Here is a 24,886-nt window from a genome sequence, read left to right on the forward strand (position 1 = left end):
TTTCCGTCATGCCGTCAAGTATGGGTTGTCGAATTTTCAGGATTTTCACACTTTACTGTCACAGCGCCTTGCTTTTGGGCAGTTTATTTTTTATAATAAAGCGCAGAACCACACTTGAGGACACGGAAGGATTGAGGCAGATGGGCACCATTCTCATTGGTATCGCCGGCGGCACCGGCTCCGGCAAGACCACGCTGACCCGGCATTTAAAGGAGCATTTCGGGGAAAGCGTCACCGTGATCGGCCACGACAGCTACTACAAGCGCCAGGAGGGCAAGACCTACGAGGAGCGGGCCAGGGTAAATTACGACCACCCCAGCGCCTTCGACACGGAGCTGCTCATCCAGCATCTAAATGAGTTGAAGGCCGGACACGCCATTCAGTGCCCCGTGTATTCCTATGTGGACCACAACCGCACTGACGAGACCGTAACGGTCCAGCCCAACAAGGTCATCATCGTGGAGGGCATCCTTATTTTCCAGAATCCCGCCCTGCGGGACATGTTCGACATCAAGATCTTCGTGGAGACGGACGCCGACGTCCGCATTCTCCGCCGGGCACTCCGGGACGTGGAGGAGCGGGGCCGGACGCTGCAGTCCGTGGTGACCCAGTATTTGACCACCGTGAAGCCCATGCACGAGCAGTATGTGGAGCCCTCCCGGAAGTACGCGGACATCGTGGTGCTGGAGGGCGGCCACAACCTGGTGGCCCTGGAGATGATCATGCAGCGCATTCAAAACCACATTGACAATGCATAAGCCTAAGCGCCGGAGACTTTCGCCTCCGGCGCTGTAGGCTGTCGAAAAAGCCCGGCGGACTTTTTCGACAGCCTACACAATGCCTCGCTTTTTTGTCTGCTTCGCAGTCCAAAAAGCTGCCGCTGTGCGGCGCAAACGCCTGCGGCAGGCGTTTGCAGGCATTCGATTCAACACGAGGGGTCTCCCGCCCCCTCGTACTCCCCCTGCGAAACGGAACGCTTTTTCTCCAAACTGAGGTTTTTCGACAAGCTGAAGCGCCGGAGGCTTTCGCCTCCGGCGCCGTTTTTCACTCCACATAGCCGTACATTCCCCGGACGGAGACCTCGCCGGAGCGGACGGTCTTTTCCGTGCCGTCCGCCGTCCGCACCACCAGTCCGAACTGTTCGTCGATGCCCACGGCCTCCACGGTCTCCCGGCCCAGGGGGCTGATGAGCTGCACGGTCTTACCCAGATTCACGCAGTCCCGGCGGTAAACGGCAAGATACGCGGTGAGGTCCCCGCTCCGCAGCGCCGTGTACAGCCGGTCCAGGGCCTCGATCTCCGCCGCGGCCAGGGCCGGACGGGACACAGGCCGCCCCAGCGCCTGGGCAAGGGACGTAGCCATAGCCGCCACCTCCGGCGTGAAATCCTCCGCCGTCTGGCCCACGTTCAGACCGATGCCCACCACCAGGGACTGCAGCCGCCCGGTCTCCGCCTCCAGGGACATCTCCGTCAAAATGCCGCAGAGCTTTTTCCCGTTCAGCACCGGGTCATTGGGCCATTTCAGTCCGGGCCGCACACCGCAGACCCGCTCCACCGCATCGCACACCGCCACCCCCGCCAGGGCCGTCACGCAGAGGAGGCGGTCCATGGGGATATCTGGCCGCAGCAGTGCTGTCAAGTATATACCCTTGTCGCGGGGAGACTGGAAGGAGCGGTCCATCCGCCCCCGGCCCGCCGTCTGACAGTTGGCCGTCACCACGGTCCCGTCCTGCCCGCCGGCCATGCCCAGCTTTTTTGCGTAGTTGTTGGTGGAGTCGATCTCATCAAAGCACAAAAGCGTCCGGCCCACTGTATCCACCGGCCCCAGATGGTTTCGGATCTCCGCCTCCGTCAAGGCGTCCGGCGCCGCCGCCAGGCGGTAGCCAAGGCCCGTCCGGGCCTCGATGGTGTAGCCCTCCTTCCGCAGGGCGTCCACCGCCTTCCACACGGCGGTGCGGCTGAGCCCCAGCTGGCGGCTCAGCTCCTCTCCCGAGAGGAATTCTCCTTCCCGGGTGCGCAGATAGGTCAAAACAGCCTGCCGGCTCATAGCGGTCCCTCCTTTGTTGATAAGGCGAGTGTACCACGTTTTTCCCGCCCTGTAAACGAAAACAGCCCCCGGAGAGGTCTCTCCGGGGGCCGGCGCTTCATGACGCGGGTTCCGCCGTTTTTCCCGTGGCGCTGCCCAGAACGATGTCCAGAACGGAGGGCGCTTCCTCTTCCGCAGCCGGTTCCTGCTCCGCGGTCTCCTCCGGCTCCGGCGGCGCTTCGCCCCGCAGCACCGCCTGCACCACCCAGCGGGTATCATGGCCCCTGCCGGTGCAGGTGGACAGCGTCAAAATCCGGTCATACACCTGGGGGGTGACGCCGGTTTCGATGACGGACCGGGAAAGGCAGTAGTCGATGAAGTCCTGCTTTTCCCCGTCATCCCGGAAGCCCAGGCGGTAGGTATCCCCCTCCGTGCTGACCTCATAGGCGGCGAAGATCTCATAGGTATGGCTGCCGGCGTCGTCCGTGATGTACACGCAGGGGTGGGCGCTCCACCAGCCCTGCTTTTTATAATTTTTCAAAGAGGCGAACATGGAGCCGTTGTTCATCCGGTGGCCGTAGATGATGGTGTTGAAATCGCTGAGGTCCCGGCTGTTCTGGCACTCCAGGAAGATGGAGCCCACCACGCTGGACCACTTTTTCCAGGTGTGGTTTAGGTAATACGTATTGTCCGTTCCCTGGACCACCGGGTAGGAGACCGCCGTACCGGGGATCAGAATCCACCCCAGCACATCGCTGTTGACCTCCCGCAGGGCGGTGAAGTCCATGGCCCGCAGGGCGTCGGCGTAGGGGTCCACATACACCGGCTGCTGTTCCCCTTCTGTTTCTCCGCCGGCAGGCACTTCCTCCGGCACGGGCTCCGGCTGCGGCAGCTGGCTGAGATCCGGCAGCTCCACCAGGGCCTCCGCCTCGGCGTAGGCCTCCTCCCCCTCCCGGTACTGGATATTCCGGCGGATCAGCATCCCCACGCTGACGACCAGCACCAGCGCCAGGCCGGCAATGAGCGCAAGCCGCGTTTTTTTCATATGTCTCCCCCCTCCGGTGATTTTCACACATTGATTATACCGCCTGTCGCCCTTCGATACAAGGGGCCCGGACAGTTGTCCGGGCCCCTTGCAAGCATTTTGCCTTTCAGTTTACGTCAAATCAAGCGTCCTCTTCCTTACGCTTCTTGCCGGAGATGGTCAGCCAGACCAGGCCCATTCCAGACACAGCGGCAGCCATGGCCCACAGCCAGGTCGCGTCGCCGGTCTTGGGTGCGTCCGCTCTGGGGACATCCGGGTTCTCCACGTCAGAGGGCTGGTCAGGATCGGTGGGAATGGTGGGGAGTTCCTCGCCGGGGACCTCGGGCTCGGAGATGTCAGTAGTCTTTACGTAGTACACGTTGATGACCTTATCCTTGTTCATAGTCCCCTTTAGAGGATCGCCGGTGGTTTTGTCGTAGGTATAACCCTCGATCTCAATGGCATCGTAGGCAGTCACATCGTAGGTGCGGCCCTTACGGATGCTTTCCTCGTGGCTCTCAGCGATTTTCTCGCCAGTTTCCTTATCCAAGTAGTTCACGGTGACATCATAGTACTTGGTGGTAACATGCTTGGTCTCGCGGTCATAGCGCAGAGTGATGGTCGCTTCGAAATCGTCGGTCACAGTGATGGATGCGGGGGTGGCGCTGGTGTAGTCGTAAGACTTGCCCTCATAGGCAGTGACCTTGGTGATATCGGCAGCGCTGATTACGTCGCCCACCTTGGCGCCTACTCTCGTGAAAATACTGCCGTCCAGCTTACCATCGGTGTAATACTCGTGGACCACCCTATAATTAGCTTCGGTGCGGACGTAATTAATGGTGATGACATTCTTCGCAGCGTCCTTATTGACCGTGATGGTGTAGTTGGCGGGATCGGCGCTGTCGAAGGTGTAGGCCAGGCCGCCGTTTTCGGTGCGCAGAGTAGCGGTGTAGGAATCGGCTTCAAGAACGCTGGCGGTCTCAGTGTAGGAAGCCTCGGTCTTACCTTCAGTCAGGTCATCCCCATCGTGATAGTAGTTATGGATGACCGTGGCAGTGGTGGAGACGCGGGTATCGATATTCTTCACATAGTAGATATCGATAACGTTCTCACCGCTGCCGAGGACGATGCCGGTGCCCTCGATGGCGCCTTCCGGCGTGACCTTCGTGATGTTGCTCTCGTCAAAGATGCCGCCCTGGTAGTTGGGAGTGGCCACGAAGTGCTGGCCCACATAGAACACGTCGCCCAGCTGGTCCAGATGGGCACCCTCGGTCCAGGTGATGTCCTGGCCGTTGGGGTTGGCGTCCTCGATGGTGTAATGGTGGACAACCTCCACCTTGGCGGGGTTGGTCTGGTCCACTTCCTTGTACCAGTAGAAGTCCACGTAGGTGATCTGCTGGCTCAGGGTGATGGTGTCCTCAGGCTGAGTGATCCCCTCCCGGGTATCCACGTCATAGCCGTTGCTGGTGCCCTTGCCGGTGGTGTCAAAGGTCTGGCCCACATAGTAGCCGCCGGTGACGGCACCGGTATTGTGCCAGGTGTCCTCACTCTCGCTGTACACGCCGTTCTCGTCGCTGGTCTTGGTCACCAGGGTATAATAGTTGCGGATGACCACAGAGGCGGGGACCCGGTCATCTCTGATCTCCTTGTAGACCAGGAGGATGCCGTTGTCACCGGCGCCCAGGTGCTCGATGGTGGCGTTGGGGGTGTTCTCCGCGTCGTCGGGGTCATAGGTGAAGCCGTCCTTGGCGTAGGCGCTGGTGGCGACGGTGACCTTCTGGCCCACGTAGTAGGTGCCCTCCAGATTCACAGCCTCGGACTTCTCGATGTCGCTCAGGACCACGGTGCCGTCCAGCTCGGTGGTGTAGGTCTTGTAGACGGGCTGCACCACCACATTGGTGACCTCACGCAGGTCCTCTTCCTTCTCATAGTAGATGTTATACTGGCCGTTCTCGCCCACCAGGGTGACCTTCAGGTCGCTGGTGTCGGCGGTGACGAACTTAAAGTCATCCACCTTCTCGATCTTAGCCGTGAAGGAATCGCCGGGCACGCCGTAGACGGTGTCCTCGGACACAGTCTTGGAGTTCAGCTCACGGACGATCTCGCCGTCGCTGTTGATGTAGGTGGTATAGGTCTGATAGATGTGGTTGACGGTGACGTCGGCCACGACTTCCTCGCCCACATAGCTCTCATAGTACATGTTGAACACGTTCTCGCCAGCGGTCAGGACTCTGCCCTCCTCGTCGGAACAGTCGGTGTTCAGAGTATAGCCCGCGGTGATCTGACGGGGAACGTAGGTCTCACCCTCGTACTTGCCGGTAACTCTCAGGCCCTCCATGTCGGGCTGCTTGGAAGTGGTCTTCTCGACCCACTCGCCCTCGCCGGTCTCGCGGTCCACGGTCCACTCATAGTCAGTGTAGTAGTGGTTCTCAATGACGGTGACGGGCACCCGGGCGTCGCGGAGGTATACGACCTCCTTGAAGTTGGAGCCGCGCTGGATGGTGATGCTCAGATCCGCGGTCTGCCGCGTGTAGGTGCCGCTCTCGTTCAAATCACTGGCGGTGTAGGTCTCACCCACGTAGACCTTCTTGTTGTTCTCCTCGAAGTAAGCCTTCTCAAATACGTCGCCGGAGATGGTCTTCTTATAGTACAGGTGCACGATGGTCAGCTCAGCGGGAACCCGGGTATCCTCAGAAGCCTTGGTGTAGTACACGTTGACCACATTTGCGCCGCTGCCCAGGGTAATGGTGTACTTGTCATCGTTGTCGTCACCATTGAAGCGGATCTCATCCAGGCTGTAAGCGGTATTCAGCTTAGAGTAATCGGGGAAAGAAACCTGGTCATTCAGATAACCCTTGCTCCCGATCTTCTGGCTGAGCTCCTCGGTGTAGTCTCCATAGGTCAGCTGATACTTGCCGTCCACCAGGGTCCAGGCACTGTCGCGATAGAAGTAATGGACCTCATAGTCCGCGGGGGTGCGGGCATTCACTTTCTGGAAATAATAGATGTTGATGACAGTCCGGTCATCCTTCAGCTCAACATTCTCGAACTTGTCGGTGGTATAAGTGGTTCCCCCCACAGTAACCTCATCGACCTGCTCGCAGTTTTGCAGATTCAGGAAATACGTATTGGTAAACTTGGCGCCTTTCCAGAGCTTGTCGGTTTCCTCGGGATAGGTCTTGGTGTTCCGCAGCGCGGGCCCGGTGACAACCTTGTCGTCATCGGTCTCGGTCTCAGTAACCACATAGTGGTTCACGACCACGGAGACGGGAGTCAGCGCATAGTACAGCTTCATGGTCATGCCGTCCCAGCTGAGGGTCATGACCGTGTCGCCGGAAACGGTGTAATTTTCGCCGTACTTGGTCTCATAGCCGTCGGGGGCGGTTACTTTGCTCCACAGCTCAACGTTATCATAGGTCTCGGAGTCAGTGGGATTATCAGGATAGGTTCCATCCTCGCCCATCTTGTAATACTCGATGGTATAGCTGACCAGGGGCTTGTCACCCTTCACGCCGGGGACGGTGAAAGCCAGCTTCTTGTCGCCCACCTGCAGGTAGGTGTACTTGTTGGTGGGATAATAGACGTCCTCCTCGAAGCCCTCGGCGGCGGTGTCCAGGGTGATGGGATACGTAATGGTATAGGTGTAGGTCGTCACACCATCCTGAGTCGTCTTCGAGGCATTCTCAGGGTCCAGGGTCCAGGTGATGCCGTTGCTGCCGTTCTTTACCACGCCCTGGTCGGCCAGGTTGGACACATCACCCAGAATGATGTAATCGCCCATGGGATCGGTGACGGTGGTGCCGCCGCCGGTCATGCCGGAGGTAGAGGATTCGGAAATGCTCTCAAAAGCCTTGTTGATCTCATCGTCATCACCGGCGTCGAAGGCATAGGTTACGTCGCCGGTAGCAGGCGTGGCAATCTCGTTTCTCAGATAATCACCAACGGTGACGGTGACAGTCGTGGCTTTGTACTGGTTCGCGCGGGTGCTGTCGCAATAAAGTCTGCCATTGTATTTGGGTGCCCCTATATAAACACCATTGCAGTAATAGTTATGATACTTGTAGGTATGCTCACTCTTCGCCTTGCCGCAGTTGGAGCAAAGCTCCACGTGCTGGGCCTCGGTCTTGCCGCAATTCGCACACTTGACGACTGTGTACAGGGTATCGCCGCTGACGCCGTAGCAGATGGTGTACAGCTTGCTCAGGTCCTTGACCTCAGTGGCCACATCCTTGGCCTCGTTGCGCTCGGCTTCGGAGGTCTGCCTGCCACTGCCGTCATTCGTGTTTCCGCCGGTACCGGCTTGACCCTGCTTACCGGGTGTTCCTGCCTCTTCCGTGCTGGTAGCCTTGGAGTTATCGCTCACGCGGTAGGTAGGAGCGCCGTCGGTGAGGAGGACCGTGTACTTGTTCTCCGCGGCAACGCCGGAGATATCGCTCATGCCCAGGCGGTTCCGGGCCAGAAGCAGGCCGGCCTCCAGGTTGGTGCCGCCATCAGCGTCCAGATTCTTGCTGTTGATGGTGTCCTTGACAGTCGCCGCGCCGGTATCGGAGGTGATGTCGGTCCAGCCGCAGATCGTCTCCGCGGTCGTATCAAACTTCACCACGGACACATAGATCCGGCCGCCGTTATTCTTCTTGTTGTTGGATACCAGAGTGTCGATGAAGCCGCCCTCTTTCTTCAGGGCATCGATGGTGGCGGTCATTCGGCTCTGGCTGGACTTCACATCATCGCCGTCTTCATAATACTCACATTCCTCGGTATGCTCTTCCTCGGCTCCGCACTTGGCGCAGTAGCGCATGGAGCCGGAGTTATCGATAATGATCATGACCGCCGCGTCCTTGGTGGTCACAACCTGCTGGGTCACGACCTGCAGGGTCACGTTGAACTGATTATCCCCGCTGGCTGCGGAGATTTTCTTCGTCAGGGTAAATCCATCCTCCGTAACGGTATCGCCAACGATATTGGCCGCGCCATGCTCATTCGTGACGATTTGGTTATCTGCGCCAATCTCATAGTTGCCTGCCATGATCTGGCTGGTGTCCGCCGCGAACGCCGTGATCTGCACCAGGCTGATGCACATCACCAGCGCCAGGAAAAAGGAAAGCCCTCTTTTTCCCGCGTGTTTCAGTCGTGTTTTGTTTGCCATCTTTTCGTTCTCTCCTTTCTGAAATAAAACGAAAATCCTGGCAGCCGGGCTGGCCTGGCCTTTCGGCTTTAGCTCCCTGGCTTTGCGTCCCGGGGTTTCCCGCCGGTTTGCCGTTTTTCAGTCATCTCTGTACGCACGGCTCCGCCGTGCAGGGTATACGATTCTCATTCTGTCATGCTGTGCACAACGTCTAAGCGGACGTCCGCTTCGCCTTTTGGGGTGGCCCCTCGCCGCTCAGTGCGCTGTTGAGCAAAAACGCCAGCTCCAGCACACTGCGAAACCGCTCTTCCCGGCCCCCTTCCAGCCAGGATACGGACCCCTGCCAGCTGGCATTCTGCCGGAAATACACCCGCACCGCGAAGGTGCCGCATTTTCCGGCCTGTATCTCGCCCTCGGACGGTATATACTCCATACCCTCCCGCGGCTGTGAAAAGCTGCGGGCCGCCGTAAAGGACTGGGGAAAATTCATGCTGTCCAGCAGCTCTTCCATGCTCAGCAAAAACTCCATCAGACTGCTGAACGGCACCATGCCCCAGTAGGGATTATACAGACGTCCTTTCGGCACCTGGCCGTCGTACTCGTCCACGCAGACCGTCGTCGTCTGAAACTCGTTGCCCCAGGCTCTGCCCTGCACCAGTGTCCACCTCCCTTTCTGATTATACCGGCAGTATATCACGCCGCGGTTACACAGACGGTTATATTTTCATATTTCCCTTTCAGATTTTAAAAAAATGTCAAACAAAAAGAAGGCTCGTTTTTTGTGCATATTGTCAATAATAACCAGCTTCGCGCAAAAAAATACCCCACGGGGCCTTTCCCTTGCCCCGTGGGATACCGCATTTTGTAACTTCAGCTCCGTCAGCCCAGCCGGCGCAGCATCTGCTCCGGGTGGTCGGCGTAATCCATTGCCGTCTCCCGGGTGATGATCCCCGCCTGATACAGCTCCAGAATAGACTGGTCCATGGCCTTCATGCCCTCTCCGCCGCCGGCGGCGATGGCATTGTCGATCTGGTGGTTCTTGCAGTCCCGGATCATGCTGCGGATGGCCGCGTTCATGTGCATGATCTCATAGGCGGGCACCAGGCCGCCCTCCACGTCCGGCAGCAGCCGCTGGGACACCACCGTGTGAAGCACCATGCTCAGCTGCACCCGGATCTGGGACTGCTGGGTACTGGGAAAGGAGTCGATGATGCGGTCAATGGTATTCACCGCGCCGTTGGTGTGGAGCGTGGCGATGAGCAGATGTCCGGTCTCCGCCGCCGTCATGGCGGTGCGAATGGTCTCGTGGTCACGCATCTCCCCCAGCAGGATCACGTCCGGCGCCTGCCGCAGGCAGGAGCGCAGGGCGGAGAGGTAGTCTGTGGTGTCGATGGCGATCTCCCGCTGGCTGACGATGCTGCGCCGGTCCCTGTGGAGATACTCGATGGGGTCCTCCAGCGTGATGATGTGGGCCTCCCGGGTGCGGTTGATGCGGTCGATGATGCAGGCCTGGGTGGTGGATTTGCCGCTGCCGGCGGTGCCGGTGACCAGCACCATGCCGTGGGCCAGGTCCGCCAGGTCCATGACCGCCTCCGGGATATGGAGGGTGCGGTAGTCCGGGATGTCAAAGGCCACCATCCGCACCACCGCCGCAAGGGAACCCCGCTGGCGGTAGGCGTTCACCCGGAAGCGGGCCAAGCCCGGCACGGCAAAGGAAAAATCGTCGTCGCCTGTGGCGCGGTATGCATCCATGGAACGGTCCGCCATGTTGTACAAGCCCATGATCAGCCGTTCCGTCTCGGCGGGAAACACCTTTTCCCCGCTGATGGGGCGCAGGCGTCCCTCCGACTTCACGGAGACCGGGCCGCCCGCCACGATAAAGAGGTCGGAGGCCTGCTCCGCCACCGCCTGTTCCAGATAATCCAGCAATTCTCTCATATACGGATTCCTCCTACGCTCAATTCGCCAGGTCGCCGGACCACAGGTCCAGGCTCTCCTCCGCCTCCCACTGGGCGGTAGACACCGCCTGCCACCGCAGGACGGTCCAATCGTCCCCCTCCAAACGGACCCGGACCTCCAGGGCCTGGGTGTCGGAGATGGGACAGGTATAGGTATAACCATCCCCGTCGGCGGTGACGCCTTGGGGCATCTGGCCGCTCCGCAGGCAAGCCAGCACCGCCTCCGCCTGGCAGTCCGCCCGGTAATAGGCCGTGACGGCCTCCACGGAGGCGTCGGCCAGTCTGCCGTCCGCCTGGACAGTGCTGAGGCTCAGTAAGGCAAACACCGTCAAGCACAGCACCGCGAAAATCACCAGCAGGGAACTGCCTCCCACCACCGGCGGGGCAAACCGCTCCCGCTTATTCATGGGGCACCTCCTGCCAGGCCACTGAGAGGCTGTAAAGCTCTTTCCCCTGCCGGTTGCAGGCGGTCACATCCGCCGTACCCAGCAGCTCATGACCGCTGTCCGCCGGCACCGCCAACAGGCGGTAGGAGCCTTCCTCCCCCGCCCGCAGCACCGTCCAACCGTCGTCATAGGCGATGCTCCAGGCATTGCCGTCCCAGGTCCCTCCCAGGATGCCGGATGCCTCCGCGTAATCGCCCCGGCAGGCCTTCAAGGCCTCCGCCGCGTTCTGCACGGCACTCACCGCCCGGTCCCGGATCTCACACTCCCGGGAAAAGCGGTCGGAAAGGGCGAATATCCGGACGCAAAGAGCGGCGGCCAGGGCAAACACCACCACCATGACCAGCTGCTCCATCAGCGCCAGCGGCGCTTTGCTCCTCATATTCCGCTCCCCTCTCCGCTCCGCAGGCTCAGTACCTCTGTCTCCCAGCCCGTGGCCGTCAAAATGTCCAGCCGCAGCAGGCCGCCCCGCTCCATGCGCGCCCGGAAATCTTCCGCCCGCAGCACTTTTTCTCCGTCCTCCGGCGCCAGGTCAGTTCCCTGCTCCGTGAACAGCTCCCGCAGGTAACCGTCATAGCAGTAGATCCAGGTCTCATAGCAGGACCCGTCGATGGTCTCCGCCAGGACAAGGGCGTCCCGCTCCGTCAAGCGGCCCACAGCGATGCCGCCTTCCCTGTCCCCCTGCCGCGCCTTGGCAGCCACATACTGCAGGGCAGTGCGCCGGTCATAGGCATTGTTGTCCCGCTCCGTCAAGCGGCGGTAGGCTCCGGCGCCTGTCAGCAGCACCGCCGTGATGCAGGCCGCGAAGACGCCGAACAGCGCCAGCGCCATGAGGCTTTCCATATGCGGCTGTCTCAGGGATCTTTTCATTCCGCTCCGCTCCGCAAAACCGTGATGTCCGGCATCAGATTGGAGGCAAACACTTGATAATCCACCGTGTAATGGTCCCAATCGACCCGAACGCCGTAGTGTGCTTCCAAATAGGCCACGTCCGGCGGATAAACGCCCTCGGCGGCATAGCAGGCCGCGGCGGCCCGGCGGAGCGTATCCTCCAGGCGGCTTTGATCCGTGGTCTCCCGGTTACGCTCCAGCCGGTCCACCGCCGTGAAAAACACCAACAGCACCGCTAAAATTGCCGCCGGCAGCAGCAGCCCCCGCAGCGCCGCCATCCATTCTCTCTTCCGCCGCATAGCTCAGCCGATGGCTGTCATGATGCGCAGCAGCGGCAGCATCACCGACAGCAAGATCACACCCACCAGCAGCGAGGTGGCCAGCACCAGGGCGGGCTCCACCTGTCCCACCTTGCGCTCCAGTGCCTCCGCGCTCTCCTGGTCCAACCGCCGGGCCACCTCTTCCATGGCGGTGTCCCCCGCGCCGCTGCGCTGGCCCAGGGCCAGCATGCGGCAGGCGACCGCCGGCATAACGCCGGAAGCGCTCAGGGCACCGGAGAGCTCCTCGCCCTGTTCCAGCCGTGCAAGGCAGTCGCCGCAGCGGGCATTGGCCGCCGGCGTGTTGTCCCGCAGGCCGCCGGCCAGCGTCAGCGCTTCCTCCAGGGGCATCCCGCTGCGCAGCCCCATGGCCAGCGCCTGGGCAAAGCGGGCCGTCTGCAGCTGTCTTGCAAGGCCCCGGTCGCCCCAGAGCCTCCGCCACAGACCCAGCAGCTTTTCCCGAAGGGCAGGGCTGGCGGCAAAAGCCGCCGTCGCCGCGGCTACCAGCGTCAGCAGCGCGCACAGCCACGGCAAGGCCGTGTCCAACATCTGGCCCAGAGCCAGCAGGCCGCCGGCCACGCCGGTGAGCTGCCCGCCCAAGGAGGCATAGACATCATTGAACACCGGCAGCACCTTTGTCAACAGGACCGCGAGCACCGCTAGCATCAGCAGCAGCAAAACCGCCGGATACAGCAGTGCGCTGCGCAGGCGGTGCTCCATCCGGCAGCGCCCGTCGTAGTAATCCGCCAGGGCCGTCAGCGCCTCTTCCATGTGGCCGGAGCGCTGTCCCACCTCCGCCAGGGAGGCCACGTAATCCGGGAAGCAGCCAGAGCTTCGAAGCGCCTCCGCCAAAGAAGCTCCCTCGTCCACCTGTCCGGCCATCCGGGTCAGCATAGCCCGGTCCTCCAGACAGTCCGCCTCCTCCGCCAGCAGGGAAAGCCCGTCTCCCACGCCCACGCCGGCATGGACCAGCAGGGACAGCTCCATGCACAGCGCCGAGATCTGTTCACTGTTCAGCTTGTTTCGTTTCATCTGTATCCCTCTGCGTGAAAAGAAGGCCCGCACGCAAGCCGCGGGCCCGCTTTCCGCTTTTGTGTTCAGTACAAATATTTTTCCGTATAATTGCTGGCGTCGCCGATGTACTTTTTGATGGCGGCGCTTTGCCGTCCGCTGGAGGCAAAGGTCGGGTCCATCCGCTGCCAGGAGACGCCGTCAAAGTAGATGGCGCCATCCACCCAGCCGGTCTCCTCGGACCAGACGCTGATCCAGGCGTGGTACGCTGTTCCGGCGTATCCCACCACCAGCTTGCAGGGAATGCCCTGGCTGCGGAGCATGCCGGTCATCAAGGATGCGTAATCAAAGCAGATACCGCTTTTGCTGGCCAGCACCGTGTCCAGCACCGGAAGATACCCGCTTTGAACAGTCTGTGCCAGCTGATAGTCGTATGTGATGTTATTCACCACAAAATCATACACCGCTTGAACCTTTTTCAGAGGCTCCGTCAGATTCTCCGTCAACTCCCGCGCCTTCGCCACCGTGTTGGGTGCCACGCCGTAATCCACATACTGGTTGGGCCGCAGGAAAGGCGCGAACTCATCCGTCAAGGTCACATTGAACCGGATGGAGAGGACCGTGGCATATTTCGTGCCGGAAATATTCTCGTACACCACCACTTGATAGCTGCCGTTTCCATCTGACAGGGGAAAGGTCTCCCACTCCCCCACCGACAAATTGTAGGTATAGGTCGTATTGGGCCCCTTTACCTGGGCCTTCAAGCGCTTGCTCGTGGCAGCGGAATAGCGGACCATCACATAGCCATCCTCCGTGTTGGAGTAGTCGATGACCGCCTTTTGGTTTTCCTTGGTCAGCACACCGGGGGCCTCCGGCTCCAGCAGCGTATCCGACGGGGCGGGAGCGCCTGCCAGCGCCACCGCCTCCTCCTCCAAAGACACCACCCCCGGTGATACCGCATCCACAAAAACCGGCTCCTCCGTACTGGCACCGGCGATATGTCCGCAGCCGCTCAGCAGGCAAATTGCCGCCGCCAACGGCAAAATACGATGAAAAATCCTCAACAATGGGCTCACTTCCCCTCTTTTCAGACAATTTTCAGCCCTATTTTTCCACATTGCTATCAGTATAGCAGGCCTGCTCCAAATTGAAAAGTATTTTTTCAAAAATTTTTTCATTTTTCAAAAATTAATGTAACTTTTTCCGTTTTCGCATTGAATTGTCCTGCTGGATGTGTTATGTTACATATGTATAAGATAAATGAAACTCCACAAATTTCAGTATCTCCGGCAAAGGTGGTGGCACTATCATGGAGGACAATATTCTGCAGGTCCGTATGCTCGGCAGCTTTTCCATCCGCATGGGAGAGCAGGAGATCAACGACAGCGACAACCGCTCTAAAAAGGTCTGGCTCCTGCTGGCCTACATGATCTACTGCCGCAGCCGGTCCATTTCCCAGGAGGAGCTGGTGGGTCTTCTCTGGAACGGCGACGAGAGCAGCTCCAATCCCTTCAACGCGTTAAAGACCATGTTCCACCGGGTCCGCACATCTCTCAACCAGCTGGACAGTTCCGCCGGACACACGCTGATCATCCGCCGGGAGGGCAGCTATGCCTGGAACACCGCTGTTCCCTTCGTCTTTGATGTGGATGAGTTTGAGCGCCTGTGCCGCTCCGGTTCCGCTCTTTCCGACAAGGAAGAACGGCTGGACATTTTTCTCCAGGCATTGGCGCTGTATCAGGGCGACTTCCTGCAAAAGCTCTCCTCGGAGCCCTGGGTGGTACCCATTGCCGCCTATTTCCACAACCTGTATGTGCAGACACTGTTGGAAACCCTGCCTCTGCTGGAGGAGAAGGGCCGCCTAAACGAGGCCGAGGCCCTCTGCCGCAAGGGAGTGGAAATAGAGCCCTATAACGAGCTGCTCTACCAGCACTTGATGCGAAGTCTCATGGATCAAGGGGAGCAGCGGGCCGCCATCACGGTGTACGAGAACATGAGCCAGCTGCTGTTTGACAGCTTTGGCATCATGCCGTCGGATGAGTCCCGGGCGCTGTACCGGGAAGCTGTCCGCACCGTCAATGACCGGGCCGTGTCCATCAGCACCATCCGCGAGCAGCTGCGGGAGCCGGACGGTGCCAGCGGCGCGCTGTTCTGCGATTACGATTTTTTCAAGATCATCTATCACGCCGAAGCCCGGTCCATCGCCCGCAGCGGCGCCGCCGTTCACATCTGCCTGCTGTCTGTCACAGACGAGCAGGGCGGCGACCTTTCCAAGCGCAGCCTGGACCGCTGCATGGAAAACCTTCAGGAGCTGATCCGCTTCAGCCTCCGCAGGGGTGACGTGGCTGCCCGGTGCAGCGTGTCCCAGTACATTTTGCTGCTGCCCCAGGCCAACTATGAAAACAGCTGCAAGGTCTGTGAGCGCATCATCAAGGGCTTTTGCCGCCAGTATCCCCACTCTCCCGCCCAGCTGCACTACTCCGTGCAGCCGCTGGAGCCCAATCTATGAAAAAAGAGCCGGGTGTGCCTGCCGCACACCCGGCTCTTCCCAAAAAGTCCGGTGCCGCTCTTCGCGGCACCGGACTTTTTTCAAATTTTCTTTTTGCTGTGGCGGGTCTTGATGACCAGCAGAGTCGCCAGCATCAGCACGATGCCGATGGGCAGGCTTAGGATGCCGGGAGCGCCGAATTGGGCCAGTATACCGGCGATCAGATAGGTGATGCCGGACACCACCGCGCAGGTGACGGCATAAGGCAGCTGGGTGGACACATGGTTCACGTGGTCACACTGGGCGCCGGCTGAGGCCATGATGGTGGTATCGGAAATGGGAGAGCAGTGGTCGCCGCAGACGGCGCCGGCCATGCAGGCGGAGATGCAGATGATAGCCATGGGGTTATCCATGGAGAACACGTTCTGCACGATGGGGATCAAGATGCCGAAGGTGCCCCAGGAGGTGCCGGTGGCGAAGGCCAGCAGGCAGCCGATGACGAACACGATAACCGGCAGCAGCATCTGCACGCCGGTGGCGGAGGTGCGGACGAAGTCCCGAACGAAGAACTTGGCGCCCAGGGAGTCGGTCATGGCTTTTAGGCTCCAGGCAAAGGTCAAGATCAAGATGGCGGGCACCATGGCCTTAAAGCCCTCGGGGATGCAGCTCATCATATCCTTGAACTTCATAGAGCGGCGGATCAGGAAGTAAATAAACGAGAACACCAGAGCAAAGGCGGAGCCCAGCATTAGGCCCACAGAGGCATCGGAGTTGGAGAAGGCGGTGATGAAGTCCTCACCCTCGAAGAAACCGCCGGAGTAGATCATGCCGATAACGCAGCAGATAATCAGCATCACCACGGGCAGTACCAGGTCCAGCACCCGGCCCTTACCCTCTTCTACGCTCTCATCAGCGGAGGCATAGGGGTTAGGTCCGGAGAACAGGTCACCGGTCTCAATGGCATTGCGCTCGAAGGTGCTCATCAGGCCGAAGTCCACCTTCATCACCACCAGGCCCACCATCATCACGATGGTCAGCAGGGCGTAGTAGTTATAGGGGATAGCCCGCAGGAACAGGTTGAAACCCTGTCCGTCCTCAGCAAAGCCGGCCACGGCGGCGGCCCAGGAGGAAATGGGGGCGATGATGCACACGGGGGCGGCGGTGGCGTCGATGATGTAAGCCAGCTTGGCGCGGGAGATGTTGTGCTTGTCGGTAATGGGACGCATAACGCTGCCCACGGTCAGGCAGTTGAAATAGTCGTCAATGAAGATCAAGCAGCCCAGTAGGATGGAGGCCAGCTGCGCACCCACCCGGCTCTTGATGTTCTTCTCCGCCCAGCGGCCGAAGGCGGCAGAGCCGCCGGCCTTGTTCATCAAGCACACCATGGTACCCAGGATCACCAGGAAGATCAGAATGCCCATGTTATAGCTGTCGGTAACGGAAGCCACGATTCCGTCGTTGAACACATGCAGGATGGTGCTCTCAAAGGCAAAGTTGGAATACAGCAATCCGCCCACCAGGATACCGATGAACAGGGAGCTGTACACTTCCTTGGTGATCAGAGCCAGGGCAATGGCGATGATGGGAGGCAGCAGGGACCAGACGGTGTTGAAGAACCGGCTGGGGGATTCCACATAGCCGCTTCCCCCGCAGCTCTCGCACGCGGCGACAGTTCCCTCGTCCGTCAGGACGACACCGAGAGTGCCGCAGTCGGGACATTCGATCATCTTGGTGCCGGTTTCCTCGGTGGGGTCCGCGGCAAAGGCCGTGACGGTCATGGCCGTGCACAGCAGAAGCACCGCTGTCAGCAAAGGCAGCAGCCGTCGCTTTAGATTTCTCATCACGTTCTCTCTCCTCATAAAAAATGAAGTCATGACTTCTGTCATGACTTCATACGCTCAGCAGTACGTATGGACCCACGACAGCGCTCCGTCCCGGGAAGGGGACGACAGTCCGCGGGATATTCTCCCACGGCCCGGCTCCGTGCGCCACAGGCGGCACCACACAGCCTCGGCGAAAGTCCCTTTCCTCTCTCCCAGGACCTGTCCATATGGGAAGGACTACTCTTGACGTCCGCGCCTCTATCATGCTTGGTGTGTTCATTATATAAAAGTTTTTGGAAAAGTCAACCGGCTTTTCCAAATTCCGCTGTTTTTCCTTGGAAAACAAAGCCGGGGCGCCGCTTTCACGGCGCCCCGGCGGAAACGTGGGATCAATACTGGCCCAGATTGGCGGAGGCGTCGGAGTTGGCGCTCTTGCCGAAGTGGAAGTCGTTGCCGGGCAGGATGGCGTTGAGCACGATGCCGGCGATGGCGGCAATGGCCAGAGAGGTCAGCGTGATGGAGGCGCCGCCCACCTGGAAGGTCAGGCCGCCGGTGAAACCCAGGCCGCACACCAGAATGACAGCGGCGATGATGAGGTTGCGGCTGTTGGTGAAGTCCACCTGGTTCTCCACCACGTTCCGCACGCCGATGGCGGAGATCATGCCGTACAGGATGAAGCTGACGCCGCCGATGATGGCCGTGGGGATGGTGTTGACCAGATAGGCGAAGGCGGGGCTGAAGGACAGGATGATGGCATACAGGGCGGCCAGGCGGATGACCTTGGGGTCATGGACCCGGGAGAGCACCAGCACGCCGGTGTTCTCACCGTAGGTGGTGTTGGCGGGGCCGCCGAACATGGCGGAGAGAGATGTGGCGATGCCGTCGCCGATGAGGGTGCGGTGCAGGCCGGGGTCCTCGATGAAGTTCTCGCCCACGGTGGCGGAGATGGCGGACATGTCGCCGATATGCTCCATCATGGAGGCGATGGCGATGGGGGCCATCACCAGGATGGCGGAGACATCAAACTTGGCCACGCTGCCGGAGAAGTTCGTCACAAAGGGCTGGAAGCCCAGCAGGGGCGTGGTACCGCCGAAGAGGCCCTGCACATCCAGGCCGGAGAAATCCACCATGCGGAACACCAGCGCCACCACATAGGAGATGACCACGCCCAGCAGGATGGGGATGATCTTGATCATGCCCTTGCCCCAGATGTTGGCCACCACGATGACTGCGATGGACAGCAGGGCCAGCCACCAGCAGGAGGAGGCGTTGGACACGGCGGAGGGGGCCAGATTCAAGCCGATCAGAATGATGATGGGGCCGGTGACCACGGGAGGCAGATAGTGCATGACCCGGTGGACGCCTACCGCTTTGATAATGGCAGCCAGAAGCACGTACAAAAGGCCTGCCACTACGATGCCGCCGCAGGCGTACTGCAGCTTTTCAGCAGGCTCCATGGCGGCGTAAATGCCGCTGTCCATGGCACCCATGGCGGCAAAGCCGCCCAGGAACGCAAAGGAGGAGCCCAGGAAGGCGGGGACCTTCATCCGGGTGCAGACGTGGAAAAACAGCGTGCCGAAGCCGGCGAAGAACAGCGTGGTCTGGATGGACAGGGGCAGGCCATAGCTCTGCACCAGAATGGGAACCAGCACCGTGGCGCCGAACATGGCGAACATGTGCTGCAGGCCCAGAATGAGCATCTTGGGTACGCCCAGGGCACGGGCATCCCGGATGGGCTGCTGGCCCACGGGGGTCTTTGTTTCTTTCATGTTGCTTCTCCTCTCATATCTCCACAAAATTTTGGCAAAAAAAATACCGGCACCAATGCCGGTCAAACAGGGGAACCATTCAAAAAGGAAGAAACGACCGCCTTGGACATTCCACGCATCAAATACAGCATCTCACGTTCCCTCCTTCTCTATTTTGCCTTATTATACAGAAAGGTATGACGCATTGCAAGATTCCTTTTCCATGACCCTCGGATAAAAAAAGTGTCGGAAATTGTAAAAAATGACGGAGCGCCCTTTGGGGCGCTCCGTCCGGTGTCATGCTTCCAGCAGCTCCGGAATTTGGGACTCTCCGTAAACCGGGATGCCATGGGCGGCCAGCAGCGCCGCCGTCACGCCGTCGCCGGTGGTCAAGGCGCCGGTAAAGGTGCCGTCGTACACCTGCCCGCGGCCGCAGGAGGGGCTGCGCTCTTTCAGTACAGCGGCCTGACAGTCAAATAGTTTACATAACTTCAACGCTTCCTCCGCGCCCCGCCGGTACTGCTCCGTCACGTCGGCTCCGGTCTCCGTCACCACACGCTCACCCCGGCGCTCCGCCGGAGGACGGGGCGTCGGCAGGCCTCCCAGCTGCTCCGGGCACACGGGCACCAGGGTGTGGCGCTCCGCCAGAGCGGCGATAAGCGGATGCGCCTTCTCGGCGCCGTCGTACCGGCAGCGGACCCCCAGCAGGCAGGCTGAGACCAGGATGTTCATTGCCGCCCGCCTTTCTGAAAGGCCCGGTGCTCTTTTTGCAGCTCCGCCCACAGCATCACGCCGCTCCAGTTCCGGTTGTGGGGCGTCAGCACCGCCTTTAGGCACTCCGGTCCTGCCCCCGACCGCGCCAGGACAGGCAGCAGCGTGTCCAGCTGCTTTTCCAGGCCGCACAGCACCATCATCCGCCCGCCCAGCGGCCCTCCGGCGTAGTCCGCCATGGGGCCGGGAGCGGTATCCATCCCCGCCAGCACCGCCAGGGGCTTGTTGTAATCCTTGCGGGCCACAGGCACCAGCTCCACGCCGAGGGGGCTCACCGCTGTCTCCAGCGCCAGAACATTCAGCAGGGAATCAAATCCAAACAGCAGCAGTTTTTTCATACGATCTCCTCTCCGTTCAATACCGCCTGGGCAAGGCGCTCTCCCTCATACCGCAGCTTCAAAGAGAAAAAGGGCGTGTCCGTATCCAGCAGGCGCAAAAAAATCTTGTCCCCCTCCCACAGCGGCAGGGACAGAAGATCCGCTTTCTTGATCCAGGCCAGCTCTCCCTCGTCGCACTCGTGGGGGGTGCCGGTCCAGCCGGTGGCGGTGAACAGGTGCATGTACTCCGTGGGATAGCGGTCGGAGACGAAGGTCACCAGCCCCCGGTAGCGGTATTGCGTCAGCCGCAGGCCTGTCTCCTCAAAGGTCTCCCGGAGGACGCAGTCCTCGGGGCTCTCCCCTTCTTCAAATTTGCCGCCCACACCGATCCACTTGTCGTGGTTCATGTCGTTGGCTTTTTTCACCCGGTGGAGCATGAGGTACTGGTCTCCCCGCTCCAGATAGCACAGGGTGGAGTTGATCATAGGCATCTCTCCTTTGCGCACCATTATACCCGCAGCGGCGGAAAAAGAAAAGTGCCTTGCCGGCAAAAGTGCGCCATGCCATGCTGGTATTGAATTTTTTTTGAAATAGCGCTTGATTTCGTCCAGGGCGGCGCTGAAGGCCGCCGTACTGGCCTGGCTGGGACTGTAAAAGAGCAAGGACTGCCGTGGGCAGTCCTTGCTCTTTCTTCAGTTGCTCCGAAAGACCTTCAAAAGCTGGATGAGGACCATGGAGCCGAAAGACAGCCCTACGACGGCGCCCACCAGGCCCCAGGACAGCGGCGCCACCCGGAACAGCGGCTCCAGCGCCGGCACCAGCAGCACACCGCCCAGCAGCACCGCTCCCGCCGCGAAAGCCAGCAGCAGGTATTTGTTGTTCCAGAGCTTCTTTGTCAGCAGCACGGGCCGCTGGGATTTACAGCTGAAGCCGTGGAACAGGCGGGAAAGGCACAGCGTGGCGAAAGCCATGGTGCTGCCCGCCGCCGCGCCGCCGGCGCTGAGGCCCAGGTGGAAAGCGGCAATGGTAGCGGCGGCCATGACAAGGCCCTCCAGCGCCACACTGGTGAGGAAAGGCCTTGTCAAAATGCCCTCGTCCCGGGGACGGGGCCGCTCCCGCATCACCAGGTCCGTATGGGGCTCCAAGCCCAGGGCGATGGCCGGCAGGGAGTCTGTCAGCAGGTTGATGAACAGCAGGTGCACCGCCTCAAAGGGTACGGGCAGCCCCAAAAGGGCGGCGTACAGCACTGTCAGGATGCCGGCGGCGTTACCGGAGAGCAGGAACTGAATGGCCCGCTTGATGTTGGCATATACGTTGCGGCCGTTTTTGACTGCCTTGACGATGGTGGCGAAGTTGTCGTCCGTCAGCACCATGCCGGCGGCGTCCTTGGCCACCTCCGTGCCGGTGACGCCCATGGCCACGCCGATGTCCGCCTGCTTCAGCGCCGGGGCGTCGTTGACGCCGTCGCCGGTCATGGCCACCAGGCTCCCCAGGTCCTGCCAGGCCTTCACAATGCGGATCTTGTGCTCCGGAGACACCCGGGCGTAAACGGATACCCGGGGGACCAGCCGCCGCAGCTCTTCATCGCTCATCCCATCCAAAACAGCGCCCTCCACCGCCTCGGTGTCCTCCGTGAGGATGCCGACCTCCCGGGCGATGGCGGAGGCGGTGACCTTGTGATCGCCGGTGATCATGACAGGCCGGATGCCGGCGGCGATGCACTCGGCCACCGCCGCGCGGCTCTCCTCCCGGGGCGGGTCCATCATGGCGATGAGCCCCAGAAAATCCAGGCCGTTTTCATCCGCGAGACTCACCTCCGCCCGGTCCATGGGACGGCAGGCAAAGGCCAGCACCCGCAGGCCCTCCCGGGAAAACTGTTCATTGGCCTGCTCCGCCTTTTTCCGCTCCTCCAGGGAGATGACGCAGCGGTCCAGCAGCACGTCCACAGCGCCCTTTGTGACCATCATCAGTCCGCCGGAGAGCCGGTGGACCGTGGACATGAGCTTACGGTCAGAGTCAAAGGGGATCTCCGTCAAGCGGGGCCAGCGTTCCCGGGTGACCTCCTCGTCAAAGCCGTTGTCCTCCCCCAGCCGCACCAGGGCTGTCTCCGTGGGGTCTCCCACCTCGCCGTTTTCGTTGACGGTGGCGTCACTGCACAAAAGAGCCGTCCGCAGCAGGGGCTCCTGGACTGGGTCTCGGAAATCCGCCTCCCGGGCCGGAATGATCTTGCCGCCCACATACAGCTTCTGGACGGTCATTTTGTTCTGGGTCAGGGTGCCGGTCTTGTCGGAGCAGATAACGGACACGCTGCCCAGGCCCTCCACCGCCTGGAGCTTGCGGATGATGGCGTTTTCCCGGGCCATTTTCTGGGTGCCGAAGGACAGCACGATGGTGACGATGGAGGAAAGTGCCTCCGGAATGGCCGCCACCGCCAGAGCTACGGCAAAGAGGAAAGCGTTCATAACATTCTCGCCCCGCACAAAAACGCTGACGGCAAACAGCACGGCGCAGATCACCAGAATCCCCACGGAGAGCTTGCGGCCAAACTGGTCCAGGCTCACCTGCAGCGGCGTTTTCTTCTCCTGGGTGCCTTTCAGCAGGGCGGCGATCTTTCCCATCTCCGTGTCCATGCCGGTGCCGGTCACCAGGAATTTCGCCCGGCCGTAGGTGACGAAGCTGCCGGAGAACACCATGTTCTTCCGGTCCCCCAGGGGCACGTTCTCCGGAATCTCGTCCACGATTTTCTCCACTGGCAGGCTCTCGCCGGTAAGGGCGCTCTCATCGCACTTTAAGCTGGCGCACTCCAACAGGCGGCCGTCGGCGCAGACGCTGTCGCCAGCCTCCAGCACCACCACATCCCCGGGCACAACATCCCGGCCCGGCACCTGGAGGACCTGGCCGTCACGCACCACCTTGGCGGTGGGGGCGGACATCCGCTTGAGGCTATCCAAGGACGCGGCGGCCTTTACGGTTTGGACTGTACCCAAAACGGCGTTCATAGTGATGACCGCCAGAATGACGGCAGCGCTCTCCACATCACCCAGGATGGCGGACACCACCGCCGCCAGGATCAAAATGACCACCAGGAAATCCGCGAACTGCTCGCAGAATATCCGCAGGGTGCTCTTCTGCCTGCCGCCCTGGAGCTCGTTGTGTCCGAACTTTGCAAGCCGGCCGGCGGCCTCCACCGCCGACAGTCCCTCTCCGGTGCAGCCAAGGTCCCGCAGCAGCTCCATCCGGCTCTTCTGCCAAAGGTTCTTCTCTTGCTTCATTTCGTTCTTCCTTTCCTGGCAGGACGCAAAAAGGCGAGGCCTTTGCGCCATGCCATACGCATGATGCAAAAGTCTCGCCATTTCAATCCGAAGCGGGGCCAAGCCCGTACTGACGCCTGCGGATACACAACTCTGTGCCAGCTACTCCCTTTTCTTCTGGGTATCTTATGCGCCGCGGCGGGAAAAGTCAAGAGATGGGCCTGTTAAGAATCTGTGAATCTTCCTGTCCCTCACTCCCCCATTACCTGGAACACGATGTCCCGCACCCGGTTGCGGGTGTCACATTCCACCAGCGTCAAGTTCTGCCAGGGCCCCACGGTGATGCGCCCCTCCACGAAGGGCACCGTGATGAAGGGGGACAGCAGCGCCGCCTTGATGTGGGAGGAGCCGTTGTCGTCGTGCCAGGTCTCATGGTGCCAGTAGGGCACCACCCTGCCCTGCTCGTCCAGATAGGGGGAGAACACGTCCAGCGCCGCCTTCAGATCGTGGTTCACCATGCCCGGCTCAAATTCCAGTGTCGTCAAGCCCGCCACGCCGCCGGTGGTGAAGCCGGTGACGGTGCCGGCGGTGATGTTGTATTTCCTGCAGGCCTCCGTCACCGCGTTCTGGAAATCCCCCGTCACGTCGATCATGCCCATGTGGGCCTTGGTGTGGTAGGTCTTGGTCTGCGTGTATACTGCCATGCTTGTTTCCTCCCGGTATCATCCGCCGCTGCTCAGCCGCGGTCATATTTTTTGCATTGTACCATACTCACAGCCGTGATACAATATCAGTTGAGGTGATTTCATGGGTCCCGGCACTGTCACAGCCGACCTCCACGGCAAAACCAAATACCAGGCCCGGGTGACGGTGGATGCCCTGCTGCGGCGTGCTGGCGGTGCCACCTACCGCATCCGGCTCATCCACGGCTGCCACGGCGGCACGGAGCTGCGGGACTTTCTCCGGGAGGAATACGGCCATCATCCGAAGGTGAAGCGGCTCCTTCTCTCCCCCGACGGCGGCGCCACGGAGCTGGTGCTGCGGGAATATTGAGGAGGTAGGCATATGAGCGGATATGTTTTCGCGGCCTTTTACGATATTGTCCGCCGCATCCCCGCCGGAAAGGCTGCCACCTACGGCCAGGTGGCCCGGCTGGCGGGCATGCCCCGGTGCGCCCGGACCGTGGGCTACGCCATGGCAAGCTGCACGGACCCCACGGTCCCCTGTCACCGGGTGGTAGACCGCTTCGGCGGCACAAAGGCCTGTTTTGACATCTTCGCCCCCGGCACCCAGAGGGCGCTGCTGGAGGCGGAGGGTGTCCTCTTCCGTCCGAACGGCACGGTGGATCTGGACAAATGCCGGTGGGAGCCATAGCGTAAAAATGAGAGAGGCGATGCCTCTCTCATCTTTTTTCAAAATTCATAGTCCACAGCCACCCGGTCGGTACGGATAGACTTGCACAGGGCGGAGACCGCCTTGTGGCGGGGGTCGTTTTTATAGGCGTCCAGCGCCTCCAGGCTCTCAAACTCGCTGACCAGCACGGCGTCGTAATTTCCCTCCCCCACGTTTACAGCCACCTCGCTGCGCTTGAGCTGGGGAATGACGCCCTGCAGGTCCCGCAGGCCGTCTAAAAACCGTTCCTGCTCCGCCTCCGTGCCGGGGCGGAACTTCCACATGACAATATGCCGGATCAT

23 protein-coding genes and 2 riboswitches are annotated in these 24,886 nt (G+C 60.6%); of the genes, 4 read left to right on the top strand and 19 right to left on the bottom strand.

Features of this window, described 5'->3' with window-relative positions:
• The first annotated feature begins 140 nt into the window (after positions 1-140).
• Positions 141-758, top strand: coding sequence for a uridine kinase (gene udk / locus ACTQ4R_RS02795; protein WP_441625621.1), 618 nt, complete (start codon positions 141-143; stop codon positions 756-758).
• 286 nt (positions 759-1,044) lie between these two features.
• Here udk and ACTQ4R_RS02800 read toward each other — a convergent pair whose 3' ends face one another.
• The 11 genes from ACTQ4R_RS02800 to ACTQ4R_RS02850 all read right to left on the bottom strand — a co-directional run bounded on the left by ACTQ4R_RS02800 (position 1,045) and on the right by ACTQ4R_RS02850 (position 13,759).
• Complete coding sequence (locus ACTQ4R_RS02800) at positions 1,045-2,046, bottom strand: biotin--[acetyl-CoA-carboxylase] ligase (protein ID WP_441625623.1); 1,002 nt, start codon at positions 2,044-2,046, stop codon at positions 1,045-1,047.
• 97 nt (positions 2,047-2,143) lie between these two features.
• Positions 2,144-3,070, bottom strand: a complete 927-nt coding sequence (srtB, locus tag ACTQ4R_RS02805) for a class B sortase (RefSeq protein WP_441625624.1) — start codon at positions 3,068-3,070, stop codon at positions 2,144-2,146.
• Between the two features lie 121 nt (positions 3,071-3,191).
• On the bottom strand, positions 3,192-8,195 hold the full coding sequence (locus ACTQ4R_RS02810; RefSeq protein WP_441625626.1) for a VWA domain-containing protein: 5,004 nt from the start codon (positions 8,193-8,195) through the stop codon (positions 3,192-3,194).
• A gap of 36 nt (positions 8,196-8,231) precedes the next feature.
• A riboswitch (cyclic di-GMP riboswitch) is annotated at positions 8,232-8,317 on the bottom strand.
• Positions 8,318-8,385: 68 nt separating this feature from the next.
• The gene (locus tag ACTQ4R_RS02815; protein ID WP_441625628.1) at positions 8,386-8,829 is read right to left on the bottom strand and encodes a hypothetical protein; all 444 of its coding nucleotides are present in this window, start codon (positions 8,827-8,829) and stop codon (positions 8,386-8,388) included.
• A 224-nt stretch (positions 8,830-9,053) separates the two neighbouring features.
• Positions 9,054-10,112: a type IV pilus twitching motility protein PilT gene (locus ACTQ4R_RS02820; RefSeq protein ID WP_441625630.1), complete on the bottom strand. Its 1,059-nt coding sequence runs from the start codon at positions 10,110-10,112 to the stop codon at positions 9,054-9,056.
• 19 nt (positions 10,113-10,131) lie between these two features.
• Positions 10,132-10,539 carry a hypothetical protein gene (locus ACTQ4R_RS02825; protein WP_441625632.1) on the bottom strand — a complete coding sequence of 136 codons (408 nt, stop codon included), beginning with the start codon at positions 10,537-10,539 and terminating at the stop codon, positions 10,132-10,134.
• Positions 10,532-10,957: a hypothetical protein gene (locus tag ACTQ4R_RS02830; RefSeq protein WP_441625633.1), complete on the bottom strand. Its 426-nt coding sequence runs from the start codon at positions 10,955-10,957 to the stop codon at positions 10,532-10,534. Before ACTQ4R_RS02830 ends, ACTQ4R_RS02825 begins: the two co-directional genes overlap by 8 nt.
• Entirely contained in the window at positions 10,954-11,418 is a 465-nt protein-coding gene (locus ACTQ4R_RS02835; protein WP_441625635.1) for a DUF4860 domain-containing protein, read from the bottom strand. The genes ACTQ4R_RS02830 and ACTQ4R_RS02835 overlap by 4 nt, the downstream gene beginning before the upstream one ends.
• 23 nt (positions 11,419-11,441) lie before the next feature.
• Entirely contained in the window at positions 11,442-11,765 is a 324-nt protein-coding gene (locus ACTQ4R_RS02840) for a hypothetical protein (RefSeq protein ID WP_441625637.1), read from the bottom strand.
• A 3-nt stretch (positions 11,766-11,768) separates the two neighbouring features.
• Positions 11,769-12,815: a type II secretion system F family protein gene (locus tag ACTQ4R_RS02845; protein ID WP_441625638.1), complete on the bottom strand. Its 1,047-nt coding sequence runs from the start codon at positions 12,813-12,815 to the stop codon at positions 11,769-11,771.
• Positions 12,816-12,880: 65 nt separating this feature from the next.
• A complete protein-coding gene (locus ACTQ4R_RS02850; protein ID WP_441625639.1) occupies positions 12,881-13,759 on the bottom strand; it encodes a transglutaminase-like domain-containing protein in 879 nt (292 codons plus the stop codon).
• A gap of 344 nt (positions 13,760-14,103) precedes the next feature.
• On the opposite strand from ACTQ4R_RS02850, the gene ACTQ4R_RS02855 reads away from it, so the two are divergent.
• Entirely contained in the window at positions 14,104-15,303 is a 1,200-nt protein-coding gene (locus ACTQ4R_RS02855) for a BTAD domain-containing putative transcriptional regulator (protein WP_441625641.1), read from the top strand.
• An 80-nt stretch (positions 15,304-15,383) separates the two neighbouring features.
• On the opposite strand, the gene ACTQ4R_RS02860 is transcribed toward ACTQ4R_RS02855, so the two are convergent.
• The 7 genes from ACTQ4R_RS02860 to ACTQ4R_RS02890 all read right to left on the bottom strand — a co-directional run bounded on the left by ACTQ4R_RS02860 (position 15,384) and on the right by ACTQ4R_RS02890 (position 23,896).
• Positions 15,384-17,123, bottom strand: coding sequence for a Na+/H+ antiporter NhaC family protein (locus tag ACTQ4R_RS02860; protein WP_441625643.1), 1,740 nt, complete (start codon positions 17,121-17,123; stop codon positions 15,384-15,386).
• Between the two features lie 73 nt (positions 17,124-17,196).
• Positions 17,197-17,374: riboswitch (Lysine riboswitch) on the bottom strand.
• Between the two features lie 120 nt (positions 17,375-17,494).
• Positions 17,495-18,874 carry a uracil-xanthine permease family protein gene (locus ACTQ4R_RS02865; protein ID WP_441625644.1) on the bottom strand — a complete coding sequence of 460 codons (1,380 nt, stop codon included), beginning with the start codon at positions 18,872-18,874 and terminating at the stop codon, positions 17,495-17,497.
• 276 nt (positions 18,875-19,150) lie between these two features.
• Positions 19,151-19,585, bottom strand: a complete 435-nt coding sequence (locus tag ACTQ4R_RS02870; RefSeq protein ID WP_441625645.1) for a DUF523 domain-containing protein — start codon at positions 19,583-19,585, stop codon at positions 19,151-19,153.
• Entirely contained in the window at positions 19,582-19,962 is a 381-nt protein-coding gene (locus tag ACTQ4R_RS02875) for a DUF3783 domain-containing protein (RefSeq protein ID WP_441625646.1), read from the bottom strand. The genes ACTQ4R_RS02870 and ACTQ4R_RS02875 overlap by 4 nt, the downstream gene beginning before the upstream one ends.
• Positions 19,959-20,426, bottom strand: a complete 468-nt coding sequence (locus ACTQ4R_RS02880; RefSeq protein WP_441625648.1) for an NUDIX hydrolase — start codon at positions 20,424-20,426, stop codon at positions 19,959-19,961. Before ACTQ4R_RS02880 ends, ACTQ4R_RS02875 begins: the two co-directional genes overlap by 4 nt.
• Before the next feature lie 207 nt (positions 20,427-20,633).
• On the bottom strand, positions 20,634-23,213 hold the full coding sequence (locus tag ACTQ4R_RS02885; protein WP_441625649.1) for a cation-translocating P-type ATPase: 2,580 nt from the start codon (positions 23,211-23,213) through the stop codon (positions 20,634-20,636).
• Positions 23,214-23,443: 230 nt separating this feature from the next.
• The gene (locus ACTQ4R_RS02890) at positions 23,444-23,896 is read right to left on the bottom strand and encodes a YjbQ family protein (RefSeq protein WP_441625651.1); all 453 of its coding nucleotides are present in this window, start codon (positions 23,894-23,896) and stop codon (positions 23,444-23,446) included.
• A 103-nt stretch (positions 23,897-23,999) separates the two neighbouring features.
• Between ACTQ4R_RS02890 and ACTQ4R_RS02895 the strand changes: the two genes are divergently transcribed.
• Entirely contained in the window at positions 24,000-24,245 is a 246-nt protein-coding gene (locus ACTQ4R_RS02895; RefSeq protein ID WP_441625652.1) for a Smr/MutS family protein, read from the top strand.
• 12 nt (positions 24,246-24,257) lie between these two features.
• On the top strand, positions 24,258-24,566 hold the full coding sequence (locus ACTQ4R_RS02900) for an MGMT family protein (RefSeq protein ID WP_441625654.1): 309 nt from the start codon (positions 24,258-24,260) through the stop codon (positions 24,564-24,566).
• Positions 24,567-24,604: 38 nt separating this feature from the next.
• Here ACTQ4R_RS02900 and ACTQ4R_RS02905 read toward each other — a convergent pair whose 3' ends face one another.
• Entirely contained in the window at positions 24,605-24,886 is a 282-nt protein-coding gene (locus ACTQ4R_RS02905) for a Dabb family protein (protein ID WP_441625656.1), read from the bottom strand.

Origin of the sequence: Dysosmobacter sp. Sow4_B12, assembly GCF_052116665.1 — a bacterium.
GTDB lineage: Bacteria > Bacillota > Clostridia > Oscillospirales > Oscillospiraceae > Oscillibacter.

Excerpts from the sequence above, each read along its gene's own strand:
- ACTQ4R_RS02810 (WP_441625626.1), bottom strand. The coding sequence starts at position 8,195 with ATGGCAAACAAAACACGACTGAAACACGCGGGAAAAAGAGGGCTTTCC.
- ACTQ4R_RS02895 (WP_441625652.1), top strand. The coding sequence starts at position 24,000 with ATGGGTCCCGGCACTGTCACAGCCGACCTCCACGGCAAAACCAAATAC.
- ACTQ4R_RS02870 (WP_441625645.1), bottom strand. The coding sequence starts at position 19,585 with ATGAACATCCTGGTCTCAGCCTGCCTGCTGGGGGTCCGCTGCCGGTAC.
- ACTQ4R_RS02835 (WP_441625635.1), bottom strand. The coding sequence starts at position 11,418 with ATGGAAAGCCTCATGGCGCTGGCGCTGTTCGGCGTCTTCGCGGCCTGC.
- ACTQ4R_RS02880 (WP_441625648.1), bottom strand. The coding sequence starts at position 20,426 with ATGATCAACTCCACCCTGTGCTATCTGGAGCGGGGAGACCAGTACCTC.
- ACTQ4R_RS02825 (WP_441625632.1), bottom strand. The coding sequence starts at position 10,539 with ATGAATAAGCGGGAGCGGTTTGCCCCGCCGGTGGTGGGAGGCAGTTCC.
- ACTQ4R_RS02900 (WP_441625654.1), top strand. The coding sequence starts at position 24,258 with ATGAGCGGATATGTTTTCGCGGCCTTTTACGATATTGTCCGCCGCATC.
- ACTQ4R_RS02860 (WP_441625643.1), bottom strand. The coding sequence starts at position 17,123 with ATGAGAAATCTAAAGCGACGGCTGCTGCCTTTGCTGACAGCGGTGCTT.
- ACTQ4R_RS02875 (WP_441625646.1), bottom strand. The coding sequence starts at position 19,962 with ATGAAAAAACTGCTGCTGTTTGGATTTGATTCCCTGCTGAATGTTCTG.
- ACTQ4R_RS02865 (WP_441625644.1), bottom strand. The coding sequence starts at position 18,874 with ATGAAAGAAACAAAGACCCCCGTGGGCCAGCAGCCCATCCGGGATGCC.
- ACTQ4R_RS02845 (WP_441625638.1), bottom strand. The coding sequence starts at position 12,815 with ATGAAACGAAACAAGCTGAACAGTGAACAGATCTCGGCGCTGTGCATG.
- udk (WP_441625621.1), top strand. The coding sequence starts at position 141 with ATGGGCACCATTCTCATTGGTATCGCCGGCGGCACCGGCTCCGGCAAG.
- ACTQ4R_RS02840 (WP_441625637.1), bottom strand. The coding sequence starts at position 11,765 with ATGCGGCGGAAGAGAGAATGGATGGCGGCGCTGCGGGGGCTGCTGCTG.
- ACTQ4R_RS02800 (WP_441625623.1), bottom strand. The coding sequence starts at position 2,046 with ATGAGCCGGCAGGCTGTTTTGACCTATCTGCGCACCCGGGAAGGAGAA.
- srtB (WP_441625624.1), bottom strand. The coding sequence starts at position 3,070 with ATGAAAAAAACGCGGCTTGCGCTCATTGCCGGCCTGGCGCTGGTGCTG.
- ACTQ4R_RS02830 (WP_441625633.1), bottom strand. The coding sequence starts at position 10,957 with ATGAGGAGCAAAGCGCCGCTGGCGCTGATGGAGCAGCTGGTCATGGTG.
- ACTQ4R_RS02890 (WP_441625651.1), bottom strand. The coding sequence starts at position 23,896 with ATGGCAGTATACACGCAGACCAAGACCTACCACACCAAGGCCCACATG.
- ACTQ4R_RS02905 (WP_441625656.1), bottom strand. The coding sequence starts at position 24,886 with ATGATCCGGCATATTGTCATGTGGAAGTTCCGCCCCGGCACGGAGGCG.
- ACTQ4R_RS02885 (WP_441625649.1), bottom strand. The coding sequence starts at position 23,213 with ATGAAGCAAGAGAAGAACCTTTGGCAGAAGAGCCGGATGGAGCTGCTG.
- ACTQ4R_RS02855 (WP_441625641.1), top strand. The coding sequence starts at position 14,104 with ATGGAGGACAATATTCTGCAGGTCCGTATGCTCGGCAGCTTTTCCATC.
- ACTQ4R_RS02820 (WP_441625630.1), bottom strand. The coding sequence starts at position 10,112 with ATGAGAGAATTGCTGGATTATCTGGAACAGGCGGTGGCGGAGCAGGCC.